At 34.7% G+C, this 24,735-nt stretch carries 21 protein-coding genes and 1 pseudogene; 16 read left to right on the top strand and 6 right to left on the bottom strand.

Going from position 1 to position 24,735, the window contains the following annotated elements; genetic code table 11:
- Positions 1–27: 27 nt before the first annotated feature.
- Positions 28–777 (bottom strand): DUF4397 domain-containing protein, encoded by a 750-nt coding sequence (locus tag C564_RS0118855; protein ID WP_018766392.1) that lies wholly within the window; start codon positions 775–777, stop codon positions 28–30.
- 436 nt (positions 778–1,213) lie between these two features.
- Here C564_RS0118855 and C564_RS32290 point away from each other — a divergent pair.
- Positions 1,214–1,342: pseudogene (locus C564_RS32290) on the top strand (YjcZ family sporulation protein); the annotation flags it as partial.
- Positions 1,343–1,940: 598 nt separating this feature from the next.
- Here C564_RS32290 and C564_RS0118840 read toward each other — a convergent pair.
- Both C564_RS0118840 and C564_RS0118835 read right to left on the bottom strand, forming a co-directional pair.
- Positions 1,941–3,044: an ABC transporter ATP-binding protein gene (locus C564_RS0118840; RefSeq protein WP_003197473.1), complete on the bottom strand. Its 1,104-nt coding sequence runs from the start codon at positions 3,042–3,044 to the stop codon at positions 1,941–1,943.
- Positions 3,045–3,148: 104 nt separating this feature from the next.
- Positions 3,149–4,012, bottom strand: a complete 864-nt coding sequence (locus C564_RS0118835; RefSeq protein ID WP_003207132.1) for a PucR family transcriptional regulator — start codon at positions 4,010–4,012, stop codon at positions 3,149–3,151.
- Between the two features lie 1,129 nt (positions 4,013–5,141).
- On the opposite strand from C564_RS0118835, the gene C564_RS0118830 reads away from it, so the two are divergent.
- From C564_RS0118830 to C564_RS0118775, 11 genes are all read left to right on the top strand, one after another.
- Positions 5,142–6,452 carry an aspartate aminotransferase family protein gene (locus C564_RS0118830; protein WP_018766389.1) on the top strand — a complete coding sequence of 437 codons (1,311 nt, stop codon included), beginning with the start codon at positions 5,142–5,144 and terminating at the stop codon, positions 6,450–6,452.
- Positions 6,449–7,147, top strand: coding sequence for an acetate CoA-transferase subunit alpha (gene atoD / locus C564_RS0118825; protein WP_018766388.1), 699 nt, complete (start codon positions 6,449–6,451; stop codon positions 7,145–7,147). The genes C564_RS0118830 and atoD overlap by 4 nt, the downstream gene beginning before the upstream one ends.
- Positions 7,132–7,794, top strand: a complete 663-nt coding sequence (locus C564_RS0118820) for a CoA transferase subunit B (RefSeq protein WP_018766387.1) — start codon at positions 7,132–7,134, stop codon at positions 7,792–7,794. The genes atoD and C564_RS0118820 overlap by 16 nt, the downstream gene beginning before the upstream one ends.
- A 15-nt stretch (positions 7,795–7,809) precedes the next feature.
- Positions 7,810–9,078, top strand: coding sequence for a peptidase (locus C564_RS0118815; protein ID WP_003197483.1), 1,269 nt, complete (start codon positions 7,810–7,812; stop codon positions 9,076–9,078).
- On the top strand, positions 9,075–9,926 hold the full coding sequence (gene ablB / locus C564_RS0118810; protein ID WP_018766386.1) for a putative beta-lysine N-acetyltransferase: 852 nt from the start codon (positions 9,075–9,077) through the stop codon (positions 9,924–9,926). Before C564_RS0118815 ends, ablB begins: the two co-directional genes overlap by 4 nt.
- A 224-nt stretch (positions 9,927–10,150) precedes the next feature.
- Positions 10,151–11,542 (top strand): sigma-54 interaction domain-containing protein, encoded by a 1,392-nt coding sequence (locus tag C564_RS0118805; RefSeq protein WP_098206716.1) that lies wholly within the window; start codon positions 10,151–10,153, stop codon positions 11,540–11,542.
- 210 nt (positions 11,543–11,752) lie between these two features.
- Positions 11,753–13,171 carry a lysine 2,3-aminomutase gene (gene ablA / locus C564_RS0118800; RefSeq protein WP_018766384.1) on the top strand — a complete coding sequence of 473 codons (1,419 nt, stop codon included), beginning with the start codon at positions 11,753–11,755 and terminating at the stop codon, positions 13,169–13,171.
- Entirely contained in the window at positions 13,168–13,440 is a 273-nt protein-coding gene (locus C564_RS0118795) for a YokU family protein (RefSeq protein WP_018766383.1), read from the top strand. The genes ablA and C564_RS0118795 overlap by 4 nt, the downstream gene beginning before the upstream one ends.
- A 72-nt stretch (positions 13,441–13,512) precedes the next feature.
- Positions 13,513–13,728, top strand: a complete 216-nt coding sequence (locus C564_RS0118790) for a YozE family protein (RefSeq protein ID WP_018766382.1) — start codon at positions 13,513–13,515, stop codon at positions 13,726–13,728.
- A 320-nt stretch (positions 13,729–14,048) separates the two neighbouring features.
- A complete protein-coding gene (locus C564_RS0118780; RefSeq protein ID WP_003197498.1) occupies positions 14,049–15,524 on the top strand; it encodes a recombinase family protein in 1,476 nt (491 codons plus the stop codon).
- A 241-nt stretch (positions 15,525–15,765) separates the two neighbouring features.
- The gene (locus tag C564_RS0118775; RefSeq protein WP_003197499.1) at positions 15,766–16,038 is read left to right on the top strand and encodes a hypothetical protein; all 273 of its coding nucleotides are present in this window, start codon (positions 15,766–15,768) and stop codon (positions 16,036–16,038) included.
- A gap of 49 nt (positions 16,039–16,087) precedes the next feature.
- On the opposite strand, the gene C564_RS0118770 is transcribed toward C564_RS0118775, so the two are convergent.
- Both C564_RS0118770 and C564_RS0118765 read right to left on the bottom strand, forming a co-directional pair.
- Positions 16,088–16,699 (bottom strand): hypothetical protein, encoded by a 612-nt coding sequence (locus tag C564_RS0118770; RefSeq protein ID WP_003197501.1) that lies wholly within the window; start codon positions 16,697–16,699, stop codon positions 16,088–16,090.
- A 155-nt stretch (positions 16,700–16,854) separates the two neighbouring features.
- The gene (locus C564_RS0118765; protein ID WP_003197503.1) at positions 16,855–18,255 is read right to left on the bottom strand and encodes a hypothetical protein; all 1,401 of its coding nucleotides are present in this window, start codon (positions 18,253–18,255) and stop codon (positions 16,855–16,857) included.
- A 335-nt stretch (positions 18,256–18,590) separates the two neighbouring features.
- Between C564_RS0118765 and C564_RS0118760 the strand changes: the two genes are divergently transcribed.
- The 3 genes from C564_RS0118760 (at position 18,591) to C564_RS0118750 (ending at position 22,498) form a co-directional block, all read left to right on the top strand.
- Positions 18,591–20,015 (top strand): hypothetical protein, encoded by a 1,425-nt coding sequence (locus C564_RS0118760; protein WP_003197505.1) that lies wholly within the window; start codon positions 18,591–18,593, stop codon positions 20,013–20,015.
- Positions 20,016–20,539: 524 nt separating this feature from the next.
- Complete coding sequence (locus C564_RS0118755; protein ID WP_026008621.1) at positions 20,540–22,063, top strand: phage major capsid protein; 1,524 nt, start codon at positions 20,540–20,542, stop codon at positions 22,061–22,063.
- A gap of 207 nt (positions 22,064–22,270) precedes the next feature.
- Positions 22,271–22,498 carry a hypothetical protein gene (locus tag C564_RS0118750; RefSeq protein WP_018766379.1) on the top strand — a complete coding sequence of 76 codons (228 nt, stop codon included), beginning with the start codon at positions 22,271–22,273 and terminating at the stop codon, positions 22,496–22,498.
- Positions 22,499–22,767: 269 nt separating this feature from the next.
- Here C564_RS0118750 and C564_RS0118745 read toward each other — a convergent pair whose 3' ends face one another.
- Complete coding sequence (locus tag C564_RS0118745) at positions 22,768–22,977, bottom strand: hypothetical protein (protein WP_018766378.1); 210 nt, start codon at positions 22,975–22,977, stop codon at positions 22,768–22,770.
- A gap of 286 nt (positions 22,978–23,263) precedes the next feature.
- Between C564_RS0118745 and C564_RS0118740 the strand changes: the two genes are divergently transcribed.
- The gene (locus tag C564_RS0118740; protein WP_003207137.1) at positions 23,264–24,733 is read left to right on the top strand and encodes a dsDNA nuclease domain-containing protein; all 1,470 of its coding nucleotides are present in this window, start codon (positions 23,264–23,266) and stop codon (positions 24,731–24,733) included.
- Positions 24,734–24,735: the final 2 nt, after the last annotated feature.

Genomic DNA, 24,735 nt, shown 5'->3' with positions numbered 1-24,735 from the left:
CTACACCAAGAGAATGGTGTAGATTTTTTAATTTGTAAGAACCACGGCTTCTAATTTTGGGGATTGATTAGAATAGCCTACTAATGCAAATGTGTAAATTGTATTTGGTTCTACTTTTACATCAGGGATGGTTACAAGTATCTTTTTTGTATGGGCAAGAGAAATTTCAATATCAGCTGTTCCAGGGCTTACCTGTAAATAATCTGTTACTTGTTTAAATAAGACATTTTCGAATAAATAGTCGCCACCTTTTATGGATACATAAACAGCAGGGGTATCAGAGGAAAAATGTAAAAATCTTATTTTTGCTTGACCAGATTGCAAAGGAGTATTATCAAGCATTGGTTGCAACTGTAGATGTGTATCGGTACTAATTGCTGCCAGTGTATAAGAGTGGTTACCCATCATGGGAACAAGTGCTGAAAAAATAGGTGTTTCATTACCGACTGGAACGATATCAACCCGGTACTGCCCTTGAGTTAAGGACAAATAAGGACTGTGTTGTTTAAAAGAAATGTTTTTTACTACCTTCTGTCCGTTAACTAAAAAATCAATAGCTGGTGTATGAGGGGATGCGTGGAATATTCTCATATAGGATGGCAATGTAGCTTCTTGAGAGCCGCGTTTTTCATACACATGTACAAGTTTGGTAATCGCACTATGATATTTCATATATAATTCCATATATTTTTTGGGATTTGTATATTGATAGTAACGGGCAAGTTGTTCATACAGGGCTGCTTCTTGTCCATATTTTTCAATTTCAGATTGAGCCATGTAAAATTCCTCCTTTGTCATCACTATAACTATATGCATCTCGGAAAAGGGCTTATGCAAAAAATGCTTCAAAATATAAATAGGATAATAGATAGTTTATCCCGCATTAACGGGCAGTAAGACCCCCACCTCAAGATTCAGGGAGAAACAAGGTAGGTAGGGGATCAACTGCCCGTAAAAGCCCGATTGGTGAGGGCTAATAATCAGTGGGGGATGAAGAAAACCCCCACTGATTAAAGTTTCACTGTATTTAATGCCACAAATTTTATACATATACAAGTTGCTCGATCTGGTGCAAACTATAAAATCGTTAGCGGAGTTATGGAGTTTTTAATTTATAGGCAAACGCACATACAAAGTGGGAGTTGTCCTACATAATTTATTAAGGGAATTTAATTTTTAAGTAGCGGAGGGAGTGGAGCAAATCATGTGGGGTTACGGATATTCTAGTAGTTATTGCGGATATGGTTATGGCGGCGGAGGGTGCGGTACAGGTTCTGGATTTGCGTTGATCGTTGTATTGTTTATTTTACTAATTATCATCGGGGCATGTTGGGTTCGTTAATAACTGATAAAGAGCGTCATGCTGAACTGGTTAATATAGTTAATCGGTTCTTTCTTTTTTATTTTAATGTAAACTCGTATTTAAAATATCAGTTGGAACATGAGGTCTTGCGATATTTTAACACAAAAGAACAAATGAAGAAGTTGCAGTGGGATAAACTAATGATGGTAAAGGTTATCCAGAAACTGTGAAATTAATTGTTAAATATGTACTTGAAAATTTGAAATTACATTGAATGGAAGCATGTGTAAGGTTACATAAGGTTGTATCTATAGAGGATTAGAAAAATTAGATTTTCATAAAGTGAAATTTCAATCAGCGGTGGGGCTTCATCTCCCACCTAATTTCTTTGCTTTTGTTGCATGTTGGGGTGGGGCCTTACTGCTCGCGAATAGCGAGATAAAAAAGGAGTAGCCAAAAAATGTTAATGAAAATGAAAAATAAGAGGAGCGTCAGGTGGTAGCAATAAAAAACGAAAAGGATTAAATATAATACTTGTAAAAAAATAAAATATCAAAAAGAAGCTTCCTGGCCTTTCTTAGGTAAATAGTACAGAAAGATCAGGAAGAAAAATGGTTTATACCTTAATCAAGTATGTCTATTCATTACGTATACGTTGTTCTGTATCAATATCGAAAAAGTGCGCTTTAGTTAAACTAAAAGCTAACGGAAGTTTATCGGTAGCTTTAATTTCTGAACGAGCGTTGATTCGTGCAACAAAGTTTTGACTCGCAAGTTTTCCATGAATCATCGTTTCAGCACCTAATAATTCAGCGACCTCAACTGTAATTTCGACAGTTGATTCAGGAGAAGATTGAAGAACAATTAGTTCATCATGAATGTCTTCAGGACGAATACCGAGTATGATTTCTTTTCCATTATATCCTTTTTTCTTTAATGCTTTTAGTTGGCCATCTGGTACTTTGAAACGAATATTTTCTATATGAAAATAGTTATCTTGTAATGTTCCGGTAAAGAAATTCATAGCTGGAGAACCAATGAATCCGCCAACAAAAATGTTTTCAGGAGCATCGTATACTTCTTTTGGCGTACCAACTTGCTGGATGACACCATCTTTCATAACAACAAGGCGTGATGCCATTGTCATTGCTTCTGTTTGATCATGTGTCACATATATAGTGGTCGTGTTTAAACGGCGATGAAGTTTAGAGATTTCAGAGCGCATACTTACGCGCAATTTTGCGTCTAAATTGGATAGAGGCTCGTCCATTAAAAATACTTTTGCGTCACGAACGATAGCTCTTCCTAGCGCAACACGTTGGCGTTGTCCACCTGATAATGCCTTTGGTTTTCGTTTTAAGTAATCTTCAAGGCCTAAGATTTTCGCAGCCTCTGTTACGCGGCGATTAATTTCATCTTTTGGAAGTTTGCGTAGTTTCAAGCCAAACGCCATATTATCATAAACAGACATATGTGGGTATAGTGCGTAATTTTGAAATACCATCGCAATGTCGCGATCTTTTGGAGCGACATCATTCATACGTTCTCCATCAATATAAAATGAACCATCAGAAATGTCTTCTAGACCCGCAATCATACGTAGAGTTGTTGATTTTCCACATCCAGAAGGACCGACAAATACGATAAACTCTTTATCTTCAATATGTAAATTAAAATCAGAAACAGCAGTCGTTTTATTATCATAAACTTTAAAAATATGATCTAATACGAGTTCTGCCACAATTACTCACTCCTTATTCTTTGAATTAATTGAATTATAAGTTTTTTTTCGCAGGTAGGTAAATTGGCAGATTGCACAAAAAAATGAGAGGTTTTTATGCAAGTTTACGAGATATCTAAAGAAAGGAATGCCATATAAACTGCTACAGCGCCTTCAAATGTTTTGATATTAATTCCTGTTTTTTCAATGAATCTATCAATTCGATACTGCAAGGTATTACGATGCAAATATAAATGTTTCGCTGCAAGTGATACATTTAAATTACATTGGAAGAATACTTTAACACTATCGATTAGTTCTTTGTCATTTGAAATGTGTGCTAACAATTGATTTGTATATTTTTCTCTTTCTTCTTTTGGTAATGAGATCATTAATTGGTAAGGGAGTAGGTGTTCAATGTGTATAATCTTTTTTGATAAATAGGGAGAAAGAAAAGAAAATAATGCTCGTTCCCATTGATACAAACGAGAAATTCCATTTGTTTCGGTATAGTGTCTGCCAATAAAAAAGGATAGAGATATAAAAAAATCTGTTTCTAATGTATCAAGGGCTGTTTGTAATATAGATTTCGATATATCTTCTTCTAAGATGAGAACGCCGGCTTGAGAAGTCTCCCATATCGTTGTAGTGGCGAAAGAAAACATGGACTGTAAAGCATCTTGAAATTCTTCTCTTTCTACTATAGAGTGATTTGTGAAAAAATGTAAAAAACGAACAGATACGATAGGAATATCCTTATTTTGATATAACGCTTCATACCAAGACTTTTCTTTTTCTGTTTCATAAAATGTATCAGTATGAATGGGCGTTAAGATTGATGAAAGTAATTGACGTTCCCTTTGGTGTAAGCGAGATTTGCGAATCCCTACTTTGTTTCCTTCAACTAAAAACCAGCTATACTCCCCAGACAATACTGTTTCATTAACCGTTATATCTTTACCGTAATATGTTTTTAATTGTTGAATCATAGGAACACTCCTTTTCTTTTTCTGAGATAAAGTGAAACTTTCATTTAGCCAGATCAATTGATTTTTTTTGTGGGCAATTATCCCGCGCACCTATCTTTCTCATTTGTACGGACTTTAAGGTAGGGAGAATTTTATTAGTAATTAACCTTCATCGATCAGATTTTTACGGGAAGAATCAATTTGATAAAAATAATCTTTCTCTTGCAGGCAATTCCATTCATGGTTTTTATTTCGCAATAAATAGAATTATATTGTTAGGCTATGAATAAAAATGTTTGAAAAATTTTATAAAAAATTCAGAAAATGTATTACGAAAGAAAAAGTTGTAATGGTATACTTCATAACAACTGGTAATGACAACATGATATCATGATTTAATTTATTATTTATATAATCAATATATCATGGAAAAGAATGTAGTTACGGTGGAAAAGGATGTTACGAACGATATGCATCGACTTCTGCACTTATTCGCCAATATAAAGAAGCATCTCGATTACCAATGATGCTGGTGTGTATGGAGCTTGTTATTTAGGGTTGAATCGCTGGGAGAGTTAGATAGATTAAGGTGCTATGTAAGAGGAGAAACCTCGTACAGAGGATTTGCACATTTGTTTTTTCTCAGTAAAAAATATTTTGTAAAATGCAATAAAAGCATGTTTTTTAATAGGAATAAGTAGATGTCGAAAATTTAAAAAATAAATTATATGAAAGAAACCTCCTATGATTGAGTAATCATAGGAGGTTTCTTTTTGAAGGATTTGTCTAAATTTGTTGAAAAATATGACAGATAAACAAAATAAATAGGAAGGAAATTGACGGGAGTTTCGTCGAAGTTTACACAATGTCAGCAATTGAGCGAAGCTGATGGTATGGTGAAAAAATAATTAGGTAGTATGTTTTTTAGGCTTATTTTTTATAGGGGGGAGGATTTTTTAAAGAGGGGTAAAGGGTTTGGTCTTTTATTATATTTCTGAATGTTTATTTTTATTTTGATTTTTAGCACTCATTTGTATATTTTATAATAGTTTTTTGATAAATTCACTGCGTTTGCAGAGGGTTCTTTTTTATGAAAGAAACGTCAATTTTCTTCATATATATATACAAATTGGAGAAATGGGGGAGCGCTATGCGCGATTACTTAATTAAGCCACTTGTTGGTCAGCCGTATCCAATGATTTCACATGGAAAAGGTGTGTATTTGTATGATCAAAATGGTAATAAATATTTTGATGGTTCGTCAGGAGCGATTACGGCAGGTATCGGACATGGCTTAACGGAGATTGCGGAAGTGATTAAAAAGCAGGCAGAGGAGATTGCTTTTGTGTACCGCTCACAGTTTACGAGTGAGCCAGCTGAGAAGTTAGCAAAGAAGTTAAGTGATTTAAGTGTAGGAGATTTGAACTGGAGTTTCTTTGTGAATAGTGGTACAGAAGCGAATGAAACGGCTATGAAAATTGCGATTCAACATTTTCAAGAGCGCGGTATTCAAGGGAAACATAAAATTTTATCACGTTGGATGAGTTATCACGGTATTACGATGGGAGCTTTATCAATGTCAGGGCATCCACTTCGTCGCCAGCGATTTGTATCTATTTTAGAAGATTATCCAACTGTTCCAGCGCCGTATTGTTTCCGTTGTCCGGTGCAGAAAGTATATCCAACGTGTCAGCTTTCTTGTGCAACGGAATTAGAACGAGCAATTGAACGAATTGGTGCAGAACATATTGCAGCTTTTATAGCTGAACCGATTATTGGGGCGGCAGGCGGTGCGGTTGTACCACCGAAAGAATATTATAAAGTAATTAAAGATATTTGCAGCCATTATGATATTTTATTTATTGCTGATGAGGTGATGACAGGCCTTGGGCGTACAGGTGCATGGTTTGCGATGGAACACTGGGGCGTGGAGCCAGACATCATGACGTTAGGAAAGGGTCTAGGTGCTGGTTATACACCGATGGCCGCGACGGTTGTGAGTGACCGTGTGATGGAACCGATTTTACGAGGGTCGCGATCAGTTATGAGTGGGCATACGCTAAGTGCTAACCCGTTATCAGCCGCGACAGCTTTAGCGGTTATTGAATATATGGAGAAACATAATTTACCTGAAAAAACAGCTGAAAAAGGAGAATATTTAATAAAAGGATTGCAGAAAGTTCAGCAGCAATCGACGATTATTGCCGATGTGCGCGGAAAAGGACTCCTGATCGGAGTAGAATTGCAATCGTTTACAAAAGCGTCTGAGCTCATTTCAGTCGCGGCGAAAAACGGACTTCTTTTATATCAAGCTGTTTCAGGGCAAGCAGGAAAAGAGGATAGTGCGCTGCTTGTTGCACCGCCGATGACAACTACATATTCTGAGTTAGATGAGTTACTTGAGATTTTTGTGAAAAGTGTGGAAGAGATGATGCAAAAAGGAGGGCACAGTATCGTATGACAACCATTACAAATACATTTGGTAAATTAAAAGAAATTGAAGAGATTATGTCATTGTTTCATGATGATATGACGTTAATGTTTGGAGGGTTTGGCGGAATTGGATCCCCTCCATCATTAATACAGGCTATTGCACAAAAAGGAATTACAAATTTACATTTAATCGGAAATGATACGGGATTTCCAGAGGTAGGAATTGGCCGCCTTGTAACAAATGAGCGAGTGAAATCATTAATTACTTCTCATATTGGTTCAAATCCAAATGCAGGAAGACAGTTAAATGAAGGACGATTACGGATTGAGTTTTCGCCTCAGGGAACGCTAGCAGAGCGAATTCGTGCAGGTGGAATGGGATTAGGCGGAATTCTTGTCGATGTTGGTGTGGATACGATTGTAGAGGAAGGAAAACGAACAGTCGAAATGAACGGAAAAACATATTTAGTGGAAACAGCTTTAACGGCAGAGGTATCGATTGTATATGCGAAGAAGGCGGATCCGTTTGGCAATCTTGTGTTTGATAAAAGTGCTCGCAATATGAATCCACACGTTGCGATGGCTGGAGATATTACAATTGTTGAGGCAGAAGAAATCGTACCGCTTGGAAGTTTAGATCCTGAGGAAATTGTTGTTCCAGGTGTTTTTGTAAATTATATTGTGCCGTCGGAAGGAGTGAATTGGAGATGGGTATGGGAGTAGAAGTACGAGATAAGATAGCAAGGCGTGCTGCGAAAGAAATTCAAAATGGAATGATTGTAAATTTAGGGATTGGTATCCCTTCTCTTGTACCTAACCATTTGCCTGAAGATATACATGTTATGTTCCAGGCGGAAAATGGAATCGTTGGAATGGGCCCGACGCCAAGTAAAGGAAGCGAAGATGAAAACTTGTGTAATGCGGCTGGATTGCCGACGTCACTTATTACAGGAGCAAGTTATTTTGACAGTTGCACGGCATTTGGAATGATTCGAAAAGGGTTGCTTGATGTAACAATACTTGGTTCACTGCAAGTAAGTGAAAAAGGTGATTTAGCAAATTGGATTGTTCCCGGGAAACGTGTTCCTGGTATTGGCGGAGCGATGGATTTAGCGCAAAAAGCAAAGCGGGTCGTTGTTGTGATGAATCACGTTGATAAGTATGGAAATGCAAAAATTGTTTCAGAATGTACGCTTCCATTAACGTCGAAAAGGTGCGTGGATTTAATTATTACAGATATGGCTGTAATGGAAGTTACTTCTGAAGGTTTAATACTCCAAGAGTTAATGAGCCCTTATACAGTAGAGGATGTAAAACGAAATACGGAGGCATCTTTTCATGTGAGTTCTAATTTACTTGTGATTGAATGAGAGGAGCTAACAAATATGGAGCAATTAAAAAAACAAGTGTGTGATTATATTGAAAGTCATGAAGGAGAAAGTGTAAAGCTCTTAAAACGATTAATTCAAGAAAAAAGTGTATCTGGAGATGAGAGCGGCGCGCAAGCAATTGTCATTGAAAAACTACGTGAATTAGGTTTAGATCTCGATATTTGGGAGCCTTCTTTTACAAAAATGAAAGATCATCCTTATTTTGTATCTCCAAGAACGAATTTTTCAGATAGCCCAAATATTGTTGCGACGTTAAAAGGAAGCGGCGATGGAAAATCAATGATTTTAAATGGACATATCGATGTTGTACCAGAAGGTGATGTGAATCAGTGGGAACACCATCCATATAGTGGTGAAAAAGTAGGGAATCGCATATATGGTCGTGGAACAACCGATATGAAGGGCGGCAATGTGGCGCTTATGCTGGCAATCGAAGCGATTGTAGAACTGGGTATTGAATTAAAAGGAGATATTTATTTTCAAAGTGTAATAGAAGAGGAGAGCGGTGGAGCAGGTACTTTAGCAGCAATTTTACGAGGATATAAGGCAGATGGGGTTATCATTCCAGAACCAACAAATATGAAGTTTTTCCCGAAACAACAAGGTTCAATGTGGTTTCGCTTGCATGTGAAAGGAAAAGCAGCACATGGCGGGACTCGTTATGAAGGAGTAAGTGCAATTGAAAAGAGCGTGTTTGTTGTTGAACATTTGAGACAATTAGAACAGAAAAGAAATGAACGGATTACAGACCCGTTATATAAAGAAATTCCAATCCCTGTTCCAATCAATGTTGGGAAAATTGAAGGTGGTAGCTGGCCAAGCTCCGTACCAGATTCGTTGATTTTAGAAGGAAGATGTGGAGTTGCGCCGAATGAGACTATGGAGGCGGTAAAAGAAGAATTTGAAAATTGGATAGGGCAATTAAAGAATGTAGATCCATGGTTCGAAGAATATCCAGTAGAGGTAGAATGGTTTGGGGCAAGGTGGGTCCCAGGTGAATTAGATGAGGAGCATGCGCTCATTACAACGCTTCAAGATAATTTTGCTCAAATTGAAGAAAGAAGTCCAATTATAGAAGCATCACCATGGGGCACAGATGGTGGTTTATTTACACAAATCGCAGAAATCCCAACCATTATATTCGGACCAGGAGAGACAAAGGTAGCCCACTATCCAAATGAATACATTGAAGTGGATAAAATGATTGCCGCAGCAAAAGTTATTGCATGTACATTACTAGACTGGTGTGAGGTGAAAAAATGAACTATTATGAATCATTCAGAGAACAGACAAACTACTATACTGTAGAAGGAGTGCTAGATTATTTTAATAAACGTATTCGGGTAGATCATTATACAGGAAATGTAGAAAGTCTTATGCGAAAAATAGAAGAGTTAGCAGAGAAGCATTCTTTCACCAAATGCATTATAAAAGGAAAGGGAGAGCATGTTTCGGCGTGGCTCTCTTTTGGCTTTTTATTAGAAGCGACAATTCCACATTATTTTCAAGGACATGATGCATACTTTTTCGTAAAATATCGTGATGATGAAAGACGAAATAGTATCCAGTGGATTGATGAGGACCGCATTATAGATGGTGTGAGAGAAAAGGAAGTAAAGGAGAAACAAGTTCCAGAGAAATTTGTACTACGAAAAGCGACAGAGGCAGACGCAGAAGAATTGGCAAGTGTATTTGGAAAAGTGTTTGAAATTTATCCGACACCGTTAAATGAAGCAGACTATATTGTTCAGACGATGAAAGAAGATACGATTTATTATGTGTATGAATCAGAGGGGCGTATTATTAGTACTGCTTCAGCAGAAATGAATGTGAAAGAAGGTAACGCAGAATTAACGAATTGTGCAACTTTACCTGAATATCGAAAGCATGGATTTATGAAAAGTTTACTCATTAAGTTAGAAGAAGAACTACAAGAGAGAGCAATCTTTTGTTCTTACACAATCGCACGTTCACTTTCGTTTGGTATGAATGCAGCTTTTCATCAGCTAGGATATACATACACAGGAAGGCTAGCAAATAATTGTTATATTTTTGATAAATTAGAAGATATGAATGTATGGGTAAAAGATTTATCCCGCATGAATGGGTAGTAAGATCTTTACTTGAAAGTTTAGAATACCAGATTGTTGCGGGCTAATAATCAGTGGGGGATGAAGCCCCCCGCTGATTAGAGTTGCACTTTATTACTTGTTGGCGGGAAAGTAATGATATGAAATAAATAGAAAAGTAGAACGGAATCGCAATGCTTATAATCGCGCACAGGGGTGCCGGAAATTCGGCATATAAATTGCTGAATTTTTAGCAAAAGGGGGGAATGACATTGCTGGCAGTTTCGACACAAGAAGTCATTGAAGCGATTTTGGGCAGTATTGATGAAGCGATTCATGCTGTGGATGAGAATGGTATTACAATTTTTTATAATACTGTTGCTGCAAAACATGACGGATCAAAGATTGAGAATGTATTGGGTAAGCATTTATTAGAAGCATTCCCATCTTTATCAAGGGAAACGAGTACACTTATGAAAGTTTTAAATACAAAAAAGCCGATTTTACATCAAGTGCAGCGTTATCAAAATTTAAATGGTGAAGATGTTTGTACTGTAAATACCACATTACCTATTTTTATAGAAGGTGAAATTGCAGGTGCTGTTGAAATCGCAAAAGATTACTCGACGATTCAAAAATTAACGGATACAATTGTTGATTTACAATCGAAAATGAAACGATCCTCTAGGAAGAAGATAACAAAAAAACACGTTGCTTTTAATACAATTGTGACGAATGATTCCCACTTTAAACAAACAAAAGATTTGGCGCAAAAGGTAGCTCCAACAAATGCAAACGTTTTAATATACGGGGAAACAGGAACAGGAAAGGAACTATTTGTACAAGCGATTCATGAGGCTTCCAACCGTAAAAACAAACCGTTTATTGCCCAGAATTGTGCAGCTCTTCCAGAGTCCTTACTAGAAAGTCTATTATTTGGGACAACTAAAGGGAGTTATACAGGAGCTATTGAACGTGCGGGGCTATTTGAACTTGCAGATGGAGGGACATTATTTTTAGATGAATTAAATTCGATGCCCCTTGATCTGCAGGCGAAAATGCTACGTGCATTAGAAGATGGAGTAATTCGTCGCATCGGTGATAGTAAGACGAGAAAAGTAGATGTTCGCGTGATTACGGCGATGAATCAACCTCCAGAAGTATGTTTACGTGAAAATAAAATTCGTACCGATTTATATTATCGTTTAAATGTATTTTCTCTATATATTCCACCGCTTCGTGAACGAAAAGAAGATGTATTATTGTTAGCATCCTACTTTTTAAGAGACTATAACAAAGAATATAAAAAACAGGTGCTCCATATTGATAATGGGACGAAAGAAAGGTTGCTAGCATATCATTGGCCTGGAAATGTAAGAGAGTTAAAACACACGATTGAACACGCTGTAATTATTGCAGAAGGAGGTTCATTAACAGTTAGTTGTTTACCACGAACATTTCGAAAAGAAGTAGATTCAAAGAAACAGAAGAAATCTATTCTTCCATTACGTGAGGCACTTCACCAAACAGAGAAAGAATTAATTAATCAAGCGCTAATGGAAACGGATGGGAATATTTTGCAAGCTGCTAAATTATTAGGTATTCCAAGACAAACATTGCAGTATAAATTAAATAAGTATGACAAAACCGCCGAATAATCGGCGGTTTTTGTGTGTTTGCACCAAAAAAAGAGCGTTTACATATACAGAAAGTAACGAATATTGTATTGAGTAGAGCGCCATTTAAAATAAGAAAAATATTTTTTCTTATATATAATAGGGTATCTTTCGTCATCACTTCTTGAAAATGTGGAGTTGGCATAATTATTGCTTATATAAATGGCGAGCGTAAAAAAAGGGGGAATAGCAATGTTACATGATGTATACAAACCAAATCGTCACTGGAAAGATATCGAATTATGGAAAGATGTTACAGAAGAGCAATGGAATGATTGGGTTTGGCAATTAACGAATACGATCAAAACGTTAGATGATTTAAAGAAAGTGATTAATTTGACACCAGAAGAAGAAGAAGGTGTTAAAATTTCAACAAAAACGATTCCGTTAAATATTACACCGTACTATGCTTCTCTTATGAATCCCGATGATCCACGCTGTCCGATTCGGATGCAATCTGTACCGATTTCGGAAGAATTATATAAAACAAAGTATGATTTAGAAGATCCGCTTCATGAAGATGAGGATTCACCAGTTCCAGGTTTAACACATCGTTATCCAGACCGCGTGTTATTTTTAGTAACAAATCAATGTTCTATGTACTGTCGTTACTGTACACGTCGTCGTTTTAGTGGACAAATTGGAATGGGTGTTCCGAAAAAACAATTAGATGATGCAATTGCTTATATTCGTGAAACGCCACAAGTACGAGATGTTTTAATTTCTGGTGGGGATGGTCTTCTTATTAATGATAAAATCTTAGAATACGTATTAAAAAATTTACGCGCAATTCCGCATGTGGAAATTATTCGTATCGGAACGAGAGCGCCAGTTGTATTCCCGCAACGTATTACAGAAAATCTATGTAATATTATTAAAAAATATCACCCAGTATGGTTAAATACGCACTTTAACACTTCTATTGAAATTACAGAAGAATCAAAACTAGCATGTGAAATGCTTGCAAATGCAGGTGTTCCAATTGGAAACCAAGCGGTTATTTTAGCAGGTATTAATGATAGCGTTCCGATTATGAAAAAACTGATGCACGATTTAGTAAAAATTCGTGTTCGTCCGTATTACATTTATCAATGTGATTTATCAGAAGGTATCGGTCATTTCCGCGCTCCGGTTTCAAAAGGATTAGAAATTATTGAAGGGTTACGTGGACATACGTCTGGTTATGCGGTTCCAACGTTCGTTGTAGATGCACCAGGAGGCGGCGGGAAAATTGCTCTTCAGCCAAATTATTTAATTTCACAAAGCGCAGATAAAGTTGTTCTTCGTAACTTTGAAGGTGTTATTACAACATATCCAGAACCAGAAAACTATGTACCAGGAAGAGCGGAAGGTTACTTTAAAGAGATTTATCCAACATATGAAGAGAAACGTTCGGATATTGGTGTAGCAGGATTGATGAGTGATAAGAAATTTAATCTTGTTCCGGATGATTTACAACGTATGAATCGTCGGAAAGATTATGAAACAAATGAAACACATTCTTCTTTAAAAGATAAACGAGATAAGCGTGATCAGTTAAAAGATAAAAAGTATCAAGCCCAAATGTCGAAATTAGAAGATGGCAAAAAAGCTGAGGGTGACGCAGTATGAATTGTATGTGGTGTGACAGTACAGAAGCAAGAGAAAGTCTGAATACTGTATATTGGGAATTGCCAGATGGTACAAAAGCCATTGAAATTCAAAAGACACCATGTATTTCGTGTTCATCATGTGGAATGGACTATCAGGCTGATCATGTTGTAAAAGAAATAGAAGATCAGTTGTTTTTAATTTATACAAAAGATTTACCAAAACAATTGACATATGAAGAATTAATGGAACGTCCACGTCTCCTAAAAAGAAATTATTTCGACTTTTAACCAGCGGTTATGCTGGTTTTTTTCTTTTTACCCTTGTATAATGTATCCAAGTTAGAAAGGTAGGGAATATTTTTGAAAAAGTCATTTTATCACTATATGATGAAGTATCGTGCGTCTTTAATCAGAAATGAAATATCAGATTTAGCTGAAGCTATGTACGATGATTTAAGTTTTCCGAAGCAATCAGAAGATTACGATGAAATTAGTTCATATTTAGAATTAAGTGGATTACTAGGCAGTATGTCTATTTTTGATGAGGCGTGGGAGCTATACATACAAGAAAGATAACGATTAAACATATACAAATATATCTGTATTGGTGTACATCACTCTATAAAAAGTGATGTATTTTTTATTGAAATTTTTTTTGAATATAAGCTGATGTGATAAGCGTTTTTCTGCCGTTTGCATATACTGGTATCAAAATCACGACTTTAAAAAGGAGAGATATAAATGGCAAGAAAAAAACAACCTAAATATAATGTAGGAGATATAGTCGTGATTACGCTATATGGAACTGTTGGCAAAATTACAAATGTTAATTTTCTATTTTTATTCGGTTAATAATGTGGTATCATTCCTAGTACATAATATAAGAGGTGAAGAACATGGGATTAGCTGCAATTTATTTACGCTTATCCAGAAACGAAGAACAACTAGACATAGATGAAATCTTATCTAGTCATAGAAATGCTCTAACGAAACTCGCAAAACAGCAGAAGTTAACTTACGACATGTATCAAGAGATTTCAAGTGGAGTTAATACCGACAGACCGCAATTGAATTTGCTATTAAGCAGGTTAGATGATTATGATGCTCTCCTTGTAATGGATATTGACAGAATTTCTCGTGACAACGCTCATGCTGAAGAAATTAAAAAGATGCTCATTCTTCATGACATCAAAATTTTGACTCCTCAAGGTGCAATTGATTTGTCACAGGAAAGCAATGAAATGCTTTTCTCATTCCAAGCAATGATGGCAAACTTTGAATATAAACAAATTCGTAAACGTTTGGGAAGAGGACGATTAGCAGCAGCAGAACAAGGGAAATGGACGATGTCAAATCGAGTTCCTTTAGGATATAAGAAGAACGAAGAGAAGAGATTAGAGATAGTTGAAGATGAAGCTAAAATCATTCGCTTTATCTTTCAAAAGACATTAGAACGAGTCAGTGCTAACGAAATTGCAAAACAGTTAGATACTTTAGGGTGGAGAAGCAGAAATGGTAAAGTTCTCACATCAGCACATATTAGTCAAGTCAGAAGGAACGTTGTTTATTATGGAGTTGTTCAAGCGTGCAGACGAGTTAACGGTAGGGTGGTTGATGAAGTATTTGTTGAAAATGCTCATGAACCGATTATAAGCAAGCAAACATTTTTAGAAGTACAGGAGATATTGGCAGAAAATACGACTGGTAATTTCTTTAACAAAGCGAAATCTATAAGAAAACTTCAAGGCTTAATTTACTGTAATTGCTGCAAGCGGAAGAGATACATTCAATGTGATGGGCATGGCGTTGATTTTGTGAAGTCATGTATTTATAAAGTCGATAATAATAATTGCAGAGACAGAGGACATAAATATGCTCCGATTGAACAGTTTGTGTTACAAAAAGTGAAAGAAAAGAAGCCGGCCTTTGAACAAGAATTAAGGATGCTAAAATCTCTTGATACAGTTGAGGTAGAAAATAAATTATTGATTCAAAAAGAGTCTTTAGAGAAGCAATTAGATAAATTCAATAAACGTCAACGGAATCTGAAAGAAATGCGGATGGATGGAGAGATTACGAAAGTAGAGTTTTATGAGATGCGCGACAGGAATGAAGAACAAATCAAACAAGTTCGGCAACAAATGGAACTTATTGATATTCGGTTAGAGAATCTATCAAATACAGACGAAGAACAAAAGAGATTAGAAGATGCTATCAAAAAGCTAGATATGCTTGAGGAGTTGAATGATGAAGTCTGTAACGCTTTTCTTAAGAAGTTTATAAAGAAAATATGGTTTAGCAGCAATACAGAAGCAAATCATGACACAACAAGAGAAAGGGTAGAAGCTACGGTAGAAATTGAGTGGTTATAAGCCTAATGTTCCGTTTCTTATTTAAAAATAACAAAATATATAATGATTAAAGAGGATCTGGCGTAATAGTCAGGTCTTTTTTTATTTGTTCACAAATCTGTCGCATTTATCGCTTTAAAGAACGTACGCTCGATATATAAGAGTAGTAGAAAAACAAATTACTGCTGAGACTATTGTATTTTGATGTTCGTTTTAAAAATCGGTTTTATTAATTCTAAAATTATTACTGGAGGAATTTCAAATGGAACAAAAAGAACTTGAATTACTAAAAGAAGTAGAATTACTAATTGCAGGGCTTGAGCCACTATTTCAATTAAGAGGTCGTATGGTTGATGAAAGTACAGCGCGAGGAAAAGGAGGAATTAACGATGAAGATGGAATGGATTTTGATAAGTTATTCAGTGAGGTTTATAAAAGAACAGGTTCAGAAATTGTAGAAGTGACAGAAAGGTTTTATATATCGGTGGTTAAAAATTTCAAATGGTGGAGTTTAATACTCTTTAACACTTGTTGATTATTAACTAAACAAGACCAGGCCAGTTGGGCTTGGGCTTTTAGTGTAATTATCTAATAATAAGATTTGGTCTGTATGCTTCATCGGGATATGGTAATCTGTCTATTAAATCCATTAAAAATTGAAGGTAGTTTTTGACATGCTTACGGAAGAAATCAAAGTCATTAATGTCTTTATCTTTGTATGCATGTATAGCATTTCTTCTTTCTTGAACTAATGTAAGCCAATCTGTCTTGTCTTTTCGCTCTGAATCGCTCCAAACACTGTCATTAAAGAAGTTTTTTAATCCGTTAAACATTGCTCCATCAGGATCAATTTGGTTTCCCCGTCGAGACATTGCATTAATATCAGTTTTGTAGGTTTCATAATAGACTGATAGGAAGAATTTTAAACTGCCTTCAACTAGTGCGCCAAGATTTGCCCAAGCCAAAATTAAATCTCCATGCTCAGAGTTTGGTTCAGGGTTTTGATCCCATTTATGTAAAGAATAACTCAGAGAAGCAAGCCAATCTAGTCTTGATTTGCTTAGTAGATTGGCAGCCTCAATCGGGGCCCATCCTTGTGCTGTAGACCAAAACTTTTTGAGATGTTCATTAAGTTCAATAATTTTATCTACAGTTTCAGAATAAGATAAATCGTTAACAGTTTTTCTTTTAAACATAGTAGACACTTCCCTTCAGCATTTCAGTTACTAACATTCATAGAATATCATAAATTAAAGATTACAGATGAAAATATTGTTAATGGAAATAATATTTGTAATAAAATCTTTATTTTATAATTAAAAATGAAAAGGACCTAAGTGGTCCTTTTATCTTATCTTTTTCTATTATTTTGACGAGATTTTCTTGATATTTTCTTTTTCTTTTTATTAGAACGTTTTTTGTTTTTAGCTTGATTAGTGTTAGTATTTTTTTTCATAGAAGAAGGAAAGTAATCCTGCAAAGTTCTAGGTTTAATGCCTTGATTGACAAAAATAAATTTACGAGTTTGATAAACAATCTCTGAAAGTCCGATGCATGAACGCATTAACTCAAAACATTCAAGAACAAACTCTGTTAAATATATATTTTCAGGAGTTCCCTTTTTTTGATCGCCAGAAGGATAATAGGTTAATTTTTGAGTAATAACATCATAAGTATAACTTCTATGTCCTATTGCATTACGTAATCTATTATCAACTTTAGAAACGAAAATTCTATCGAAGCTTTCTTCACCATTAATAAATTCTAATTTCCGCCCCTTACTGCGCATTTTACTATAATCTTCAATATCTAAAATATCTTTGATTACATTTTCTTTCATTTTTTTGAAGTCTGCTCGATGCTTTAAATTATTATATGCAACCATTAAATTTAAAATATCGCCAATATCTTCAAAAGTATCTATGTAGAAATCCTTAATATCTTCAAAATCAACAGTTGTTAATCCTAATTTTTTGATTACTTCTTCTTTGTGATTTTGTTCTGAATAAAAGTCTAATCCGTAAATAGGAATAAACATGTGGAATTTATCAATAAACTTATTGATAATACCGAATAGCTTACGTTCATAATCAGCTAAATAACTTTCAAAGTGTCGTGCTATCAAAAATAATTGATTTTTGTCACTAGTATTGTCCAGCTCTTTGAAAATATGGTCAGTAATTTCCATAAAATAATTACCTGCAAAATTATTGGTGAATATTGAATTTAAAAAATGAATCGCTCTTAATAATTCTAGCTCATTATCTGCAGGGAATTCTGTTTTATTTAATAATTTATGAATTTCCTTAGGTAAGTATGTATGATTGCCATTAAACCATAGCTCATTAATTCGTCTCAAAGTGGGCCATTCATGTTCAATTTTATGTAGAAAATGAATGGTGCTTTGCTTGAAATTATCGATATTTTCTCCCATAGAGAATAAACCATTTTTGAAAAAAGGGGGGAAAAAAGTATCTATTTTCCCAGTATATGGGCGCATTTTTTCAGTTAAGAGCTCTCCAGAAACTTCAATTAGATAATCAGGTTTTCCAATGTTCTTTAAAGGTGTTACATTTTTTAATTTAATAGAAAATCCTGCATTTTGCTGATCTAAATATACGTTGCCGAATATTGAAATATCACAATTACCACATTTGATTCTTACTGGATAGTGATCTAACCAACCAAGTTGAACCTTTATACGAGTAATACTATTACAAACATTACATTGAAAATCATTTGTAACTATCATTAGAATCATCCTTTTAAAAACGTATTATTTCATACTACGTTTTATTATAATAGCAAATAATTATAATTTACCACCTATATATCATTAAATAAAATTCTCATTTCATGATATGGTTTCAGGCGAAGCCTGAACCATGCGTTCAAGCGAAGCTTGATCACAGAGTGTTACAAAATTATATATGAGTGATAAGGGTAAAGAAAAAAGGAGAATTCTTAATACTAGCAATTCGCCCTAAAAATTTACCTTAAAGAATTTAGTCCGATTGATTTACGTTTTTCCTTCAGCAGATAGAAATGTATTGAGAGAGAAAATAAAACAATCGGAGGACATCAACTATGACTTACTTATCTGAACGATTTAATCAACAAGATTTTAAGAATATGGAACCAGGTTATAATTACGGATTTTGGTCAGAACCAGACAGTGGTAAAACTACTATGATTGTTAAGCATCTTATTCCGTTGGTAGAAAAAGAGAATAAATCTATATTATTCCTTTATCCAAGGTCAGCAATTGGAGAGCAGCTTGAATATAAATTTGTATCTCATGTAATTGATTACTTTACTTATCAATCTTTGGAAGAAAAATTAAATGACGGACTTATCATGAATCATTACGATTATATTGTTTGTGATGAAGCTCATTACTTTGTTGAAGATGCTGACTTTAATGAAAACACTGAGCTGTCATTTGACTTCATCAACAACGCACGAAATTCAGTAAAGATACTTCTCACTGGAACTCCAGAACCATTGCAATATGCTGAATTTAAAAAGCTGGTCATTCCTATGTCCGCTGTCAACTATTCGAATCATAATGTTGAAGTTGTATTCTTAACTCGCTCAACAAAGATGATTGAAAATCAGATTCGAAAAGAATTACAAGAAGGTCAGCAGACTTTAGTATTTTCGTCATCAGCAACTCAAGCATATGAAATGTCAAGGAACTTTTTGGATCATAATCCATTCTTTATTAGTAGTAAAGGAAACCAAACGTTCAAAGCCAAGAACGATGAAGACATTCGAGAGAAAATTATTAAAGAAGAAAAAACTGAACGTTCTATTGGTTTTATGACCGCCGCCATGAATACTGGAATCAACTTCAATGAAGATGTGAAAAATGTTGTCATTCTTGGTTCGCCATCTTCTGTTGATATTCGTCAATCGGTTGCTCGTGTTCGTAAAGGTGATCAGAATAGGAAAGTAAGACTATACATTCAAGTTCCATTTGGACAAGCTATTCGAACCAAAGTTGAATCTATAAAACGAGATTTGGAATTTACTGACATTGGTATTTATGAATGGCAAAAGAAGTATGGAAAGCGAAAAGTTCCAAGCTTCGTATGGCATGAAACAGATAGAAATAATAAAGATTTAGCACATATCAAAATCAATAAATTGATTTTGGCTAAATTGAAATCTGATATGGCAGATTTTGCAACGATGTCTTGTGACACAGTTGGAACATACAAACGTATGGTTGAGAAGTATTATCCTTCAACAGCGATTCATTGGTTGAAATCATCCTCTGAAAATGTTGAGGAATTCTTAGCAGAAAACGAAGGAAGATTCTTGGTTAAACATGAACAAGAATCAATAAAAGAAATGTTCAAAAAAGCTGGAATTACAAGCAAGTCTGGTACAGTTGGCCCTAAAATAATTCGAGATTATCTTTACCAAAAGAACAACTATTCATTAGAACTGTCATTAAAATCTATTGGTGGAAAGAAGCAGCAAGTATGGCAGTTCAATAAAATCTAAGTCATCGAATAAAAGTTTCAAATCTATTAAAATAAACTGCTTTTCGCATATATTAATATTGAGTAAGTAAAAGTGTCTAGAATCTTGGACTTATATATAATATTTATATAAGTAGTGAAAAAGTTGCATTTAAAAGTAATGTTTCGTACAAAATCTTCCAGTTATATATATTATGTTATAGAGAGACGTTTACTCCGAGCGTCTCTTTTTCAATTTCGTAGTTGAGTTTTAAAGTTTTTGCAAAGGCTTTAAGGTTCATTGGGGAGTTGGTTTAACCTCCTAATTTCTCCAATGTCAAGAGAGTAAGTTTTTTCCATTTGTCTGGCTCTCCTTTTTTTAAAACAAATTCAATAAAGGGCTACTTCAAGTAGCTACTAAAAATATAAAACGACAGAATGAGTTCTATCGTTTCCTATCGATTTTTTCTTTTTGAAGAGGCGTATCCTTCGGGGGACGTCTTTTTATTTTTGCCATTTTTCAGGTTTGCTTTGACAAGCAAATTTTATACGGGAGTGAAAGAGATTATGAAAATGGAATTACGTGTTGCTAGTGCCAAGTTGGATGCTAACCAAGATGGTTCATTGAAAGTGTCTGGCTATGTTAACCAGACTGAGCAGTTAAGTGAAGTTTTAGGTGGCACAAAAAGATTCGTTGAAAAGATAGCTAAAGGTGCATTCGCCCAAGCAATTAAGAATGCAAAAGAAGTCAGTTTTTTAGCAGAGCATGATTCGAAAAAAATCTTAGCTTCTACAAGAAATAACTCATTGAAGTTAATTGAAGACGAGATAGGTCTTTATATGGAAGCAACCATTACTCCAACTTCTTGGGGAAAAGACTACTACGAATTAATCAACTCTGGAATTCTTAGAAATATGTCATTTGGCTTTAGAACCATTTCGGATTCATGGAAAGCTCTTGGAAATGGTCTTCATGAGAGAACTATTGAAGAGCTTCTCCTCTACGAAGTTTCCGTTGTAAAAGACCCTGCTTATAGCCAATCCACTATCGCAGCTCGTGGTATCAACTTGGTTGAGGAAGTTGAGATTCCGAGTTTAGCAGAAACTAAAAAAGAAGAGGAGAAACAAAAAATGGAAAAGACAGAATTTAGATATGTAAGCAATAAAAATGAAGTAGAACTTCGTAAAGAAACAGAAATTCGTGAGTTCAATGAAACTTTCCGAAATCTGCCTGGAAACATGACTTCTGGAAATGAAGCAGTTATTCCTCAAATAGTAGCAGATATGATCGTTGAGAAGTTAGCTGAAACTTCTCCAGTATTTGCTCGTGCTAGAAAAATCCCTTCAGCTTCTGGTTCTGTAAAGATTCCAAGAGAAACTGCTGTTGGTGTTGGTATGTTTGTTGGAGAGGGACAGAACTTATTAGAAGAAGCTATGTCTCTCGGAGAAGTTTCTTTAAATCAAAAACGTGCGGGAGCTTACATGGCTCTTACAAATCAATTAATTAACGATGCTGCAACTAATATGGTTGAGTACGTCCCAAACTTACTTGCAAAACGTACTTTCAAAGCAATTGAAAAATCAATTCTTCGTGGTACTGCTGCTGAGGAATTCCGTGGAATAGTTCCAGATACTACGGTTAAAAAGCAAACTCTATCTGTTGCTGTAACTGATACTCAGTTATTAGACACATTGTTAGATATGGTTCTTAACGTACATCCTGAGTATCTTCAAAAATCTCAATTCATTATGTCTAGACCATTCTACAATCGAGTTGCTAAGTTAAAGGATGCATCAGGTAATTTCTACGTACAAAACGGAATCGTAAATAATCGTCCAACTTATACGTTGTTCGGATTGGAAGTAGTTATCACTGATTCATTAGATGCTGGTGATGTTGGTCATGTTCCATGTATTCTTGGAAGTCTTGAAGATGGATATGCAGTCATGGTTAAGCAAGGTCCGAAAATGACTTTAGTTCAAGATACTGAACATGCTCTTCGTGGTTCACTTGGATTCTTGTTTGATGTTTACATGGATGGTGTGGTTTATAATAGCGATGCGTTCACTAAATTAGAAATTATTGCGTAGTCATATGTGAAAATATTCACAAATTGAGAAGTCGGAATCTTTTGGTTTTGACTTCTTTTTTTATTTCAAAAAATCGAAATATGCTCTTAGCCTTAATTTATTATCTGTTATTTTATTGGCTGCTTTTAACACAGACAGTAATACAGATACAGCTAGATTTAGGCTGATTGCAGTAGCACAGTTAAACGATAGAAAGGAGAAATACTAATGAGTCTTCATAACAAGCTATACCATTTAATACAAGTACGTGAGTATTTAAACTCAACACAGTATAGAGAAGCAGCAGCATCCATCATTGCTAAAGACTTAATTGAGAAGATTCAAGAGAGAGATCTTAAGGTTAAGAGAACAGTGGTATTAGATCGTACTAATCTACAGTTACGCTCGATGAAGTTACCGGACGTATCTTATGGGTTCATTCGTAAGTTCCTTTGATAGTGATGAAGCACGAGTTAGAAGTAGGTTGGACTAAGCTTCGGAGCTATGAAGTCTCTGTTACTACTACAACATCACTAGTTTGATTGTATGTAGTAAGGAAGATTGTCTCGCCCAGTCTCAGAAGGTACCGCCTATCTTTTTGAAAAAAAAGTAAAAATATCATGTAATAATGGTGGAAGTGTCACTCACACCCAAGGTACCAATTGGCCCAAACTCCGTTGAAATAAAAAAGATTATTCTGTACGAATAACCCTTCGAATTATTTTTTATTCTTTATCCTTCTTTTCGTCTTCTTCCGATGATTGAGCGCTCCGCCAGTTAAGTGTGACTTTATCTCCGACTACCATGCCTGGATAAGGTCTTATGTGAACTGTAACACCTTCGCCAAATTCCTCTCGATTGCTCGGCTCATCTAGACTTGGGATTTCTGGAAGGGTTAATTCTTCTTTTGAATCATTTTGCTTCTTATCAGACATATTCATTTCTCCTTCTTAGTTCAATTTTAATAACCTCATCGATATTATTTCTTTTTTATGAAAGCTTATACCTTCTTTATTATCTAGTGGACGTTAGGACTTCGACATTAAAGAAAGCTTCCAAACTCCGTTAAAATAAAATAAAGTTAATTTTCAGAATTATAAGATTTAATAAAAATTAAATCACATTTTGAATTAGAAAGAAATGTAATAACTCAATAAGTTAGTTTATAATAATATATATGGAAAAATGTAGAATAATAAATGATTTTGTAGGTGAGTTGTCATGGTTAACTATGAATTATCCCTATTTAAAAAAAATACAGATGCTATTGCAACCAACAGAGGCTTTCTTTATCAGTATTTAAAAACTTTGAATACATGGATAAGGAACTATATAGAAGGAAATAACGTAGAGATTTATTGTGAAACTGAAGACGATATCAAAGAATTAGATTTAATAAACTCAATCGTAAGATTTACACAAGTTAAATGCTATTCTACTTCTTTTAGTTTAAAAAGTGAGGATATAAAAAAGTCAATATTTAACTTTTTTATTTTGTACTCAGAGTATAGCTGCAAGTATTCAGGTGAATTCCAATTTATTACAAATAGTAAAGTATCTAGAGAAAGCGTTCTATTAGATAAATGGGCATTAAGTGATGGCGATCTAGATAAAGAGCTTTTGGAGGAGTTAATCTTAGAAAGTAGGAAAATTATAGAGGAGTTTATTACAAAAGAAAAAGATGCTCAAATCAAGAAATTTGATGAAATGATATTAAAGAGAAATAATAAGATAACAAGCGATGACCCGAACAGTGAAAGAATCCAAAGGTCAATCTCTGAATTAGAAAGTAAAAAGGGGAATATAAGAACCCAGTATAAAATAGCAATGGAATATGTTCAAGATGATGTCAAATTGAAAGATTTTATATCTAAAATTAAATGGGAATTTGACGATATTTCAGCAGAAGAATCTATAGAAGTATTAAAAACAGAAAATATTGAGCTTATCTCAAAAATAAAAGAAATCGAGTGTGTTTCTAAGACTATGGAAGCAAGGTTGCTTACAGAAGTATTTCATAAGTCATCAGAGAGTCTGGTGGAAAATAGAGTATTAACAAATAACTTGTTTGCAGAGATTATTAGAGAGTCAGAGGATGAAATTTATCAGAAGGCAGATGGCGTACTAGTACAAATTTATTATCGTTTTGATAGCCTTGAAGACAAAATGAATACTATATTAGAGAGTTTAAAAGACAAAGAAAATGAGAAGATGGTTAGCAAGAAGCAAGAAATTGATAAGATAAATCTGAAGTTTTTTGAAGAGGATGAAATAGAAAGGGTTAAAGTGGGGGGAGAAGAGGAAAGAGAAAAACAAAGTAACTTAGAAAGAAAAATTTCTAATATTGGATTAGGTCAGGATGCTGAATTTCTCATAGATATTGCAACTACCAATAGATGCTCATATTTACTTTACCTTGAAGAGTTAAAATTGACCGGCAGAACAAATGAATATCAGGTAATAAAGGAACTTGAGAGAAAAGTAAGGAGCCATTGTTTTAATCAATTTAGGAAGAAGCAGGCAAAGATAGATTTCAATCCTCATGACTTTTGGTTAGATTTACAGGAAGAATTAACTAAGGAATCTAAGATTTTTGAAAAAAGTAAACAGATTGAAATTGATGATGAAATTGTATTTGCTCAAATGTATCAAATTGCCGCTGAATGTCCGCTCAAATGGCATAAGGAGTAATT

The sequence above is a fragment of the Bacillus sp. 105MF genome, from assembly GCF_000374885.1.
GTDB classification, from domain to species: domain Bacteria; phylum Bacillota; class Bacilli; order Bacillales; family Bacillaceae_G; genus Bacillus_A; species Bacillus_A pseudomycoides.
The sequence above is the reverse complement of the archived record's forward strand: the minus strand, read 5'-3'. Positions and strand labels throughout refer to the sequence as shown.